We start from the raw sequence: 2,302 nt of genomic DNA, 5'->3' as shown, positions 1-2,302 counted from the left end.
CGGGAATCCGCGATATGTGCGTCGTCGAATCCCATCGCGCGCAGAGTGTCCCACTTGCCTCGGCTCGCTGTGGCGAACACTTCGGCACCCCAATGCCGGGCCAGCTGCACCGCCGCCATGCCGACGCCACCGGCAGCGGCGTGCACCAGGACCCGCTCCCCGGCCCGCAGCCCGGCCAGGGCCGACAGCCCGTAATAGGCCGTCAGGAACACCACCGGTACGGCCGCGGCCCGCGCCAACGGCCAATCCTGCGGCACCCGCGTGACGAACCGTTGATCCACTGCCGCTTCGGAACCCGCCAGCCCGAAGATTCCCATCACCGCATCGCCGACGGCCAACCCGCTGACGCCCGGGCCAACCTCGGTCACTATGCCCGCACCTTCGGCACCCAGCTCCGCGGCACCGGGATACATGCCCAGCGCCACCAACACGTCACGGAAGTTCACCCCGGCCGCGGCCACCGACACCCGCACCTGACCGGCGGCCAGTTCGACCGATGGGCACGGCCGGACCACCAAGCCTTCCAGCGTTCCCGCATCACCGGCGGCCAGGCGCCACGCCGCGGGCGGCTCGGGCAGCCGCAACAGCGGCCGCGTGACGACGGGTCGCAGCCGAGCGATGTAGGCGATGCCGTCGCGCACCACCAATTGCGGTTCCCCACAACCGATCACGGAGTCGATTTCCAGGGATCCGTCAGAATCGACCAACACCACGCGGCCCGGGCTTTCGGCCTGCGCCGACCTCGCCAGACCCCACACCGCCGCGCCGGCAAGGTCCGAGACATCGTCAGCGGCCAGGCCCACCGCTCCGCGGGTCAGGACCACCAACACGCCGGGCCGGTCGTCCGCCAACCACGACTGCAACACGCGCAATGCCTCGTGGGCGGCCGCGTGCACGGAGGTGACCACGCCCGCGCCCGCGGGCCGCGGCTCCCAAACCTCGACCTGTGGCCCAATGTCATTGCCCGCCAAGGCGACCGGAGACCACACCACGTCCAGCAGCTCGCCCCCGCCGGAACGCGCCGCGGTCGCAGCGGTCAACTGCTCGGCCGAAATCGGACGCGTCACCAGCTCGCGGACCGACAACACCGGCAACCCCGAGGGATCGGCCAGCTCGACCGACACCGCGTTGGCGCCGACCGCCGCCAACCGCACACGGACCCGCGACGCGCCGGCCGCATACAAGCACACCCACTGCCAGGAGAACGGCAGGACGGTCTCGGCACGCTCGTCGGCCACCCCCAGCGCATGCAACGCCGCGTCCAGCACCACCGGGTGGATGCCGAAACCCCCGGTCGTCACGCCGGCCTGTTGTGGAACCTCGACCTCGGCGAACGTCTCAGCGCCCCGCCGCCACACCGCCCGCAACCCGCGGAACGCCGGGCCATACCCATAGCCGCGGTCCGCCAGGCCGTCGTACGCACCGGACACGTTCACCGCCTCCGCACCCACGGGCGGCCACACCGTCATATCCGCGCCGGGCGACACGGGGCCTTCGGTCAGCGCGCCCTCGGCGTGCAGTGTCCATTCGGAATCCGATTGCGCGGCCCGCGAATACACCATGACCGGCCGCGAGCCCGTCGCCCCGGCGGCATTTACCACGACCTGGATATGCACCACGCCGACCGTCGGCACCACCAGCGGAGCCGACAGCGTCAACTCCTCGATCACCGGGCAGCCGACCTCGTCGCCAGCCCGCAGCATCAACTCGACGAATCCCGCCCCGGGAAACATGACCGTCCCGGCCACCGCATGATCGGCCAGCCAGGGCTGAGCGGAAACCGAGAGCCGGCCGGTCAACACCACACCGCCCGAGTCCGGCCGCTCCACCACCGCGCCCAACAACGCGTGTTCGGCCTCCACCAGGCCCAGGCTGCCCACGTTCCGGGGGCCCACCGACTCGGTCGGCAACCAAAACCGCCGCCGCACAAAGGCATAGGTCGGTAGGTCTACCCGCCGGGCATCCAGGCCGGCGAAGACCTGAGCCCACTCGAGATTGATTCCAATAGTGAACAATTGCCCGGCGGCCCTCAGCACGGATTCCACTTCGGGACGACCCTTGGGCATGGTCACCACTGACGTCGCCTGCTCACTCGTCAAGGACTCCGCAACCGCCGCGGTCAGCGCCGCACCGGGACCTAGTTCCACGAAGACACTGGCGCCCAAGGCCTCGGCGGCGCGCACGCTGTCGAAGAACCGGACCGGCCGGCGCACATGGTCGACCCAGTACTGTGCCGACCCATAGTCCGGCTCGGCCAATTGCCCAGTCAGGTTGGACAACAATGCGATTCGCGGCTGTCCCA

General features: G+C 70.3%; 1 protein-coding gene. It reads right to left on the bottom strand.

What is annotated here, in order from left to right; all coding sequences use genetic code 11:
- Window positions 1–2,302, bottom strand: a 2,302-nt coding sequence (locus JOZ00_RS09665) for a polyketide synthase dehydratase domain-containing protein (protein ID WP_293343069.1), incomplete at both ends; no start/stop codon positions are given.

It is taken from the genome of Mycobacterium sp., from assembly GCF_019243155.1.
Taxonomy (GTDB): Bacteria; Actinomycetota; Actinomycetes; order Mycobacteriales; family Mycobacteriaceae; genus Mycobacterium.
The sequence above is the reverse complement of the archived record's forward strand: the minus strand, read 5'-3'. Positions and strand labels throughout refer to the sequence as shown.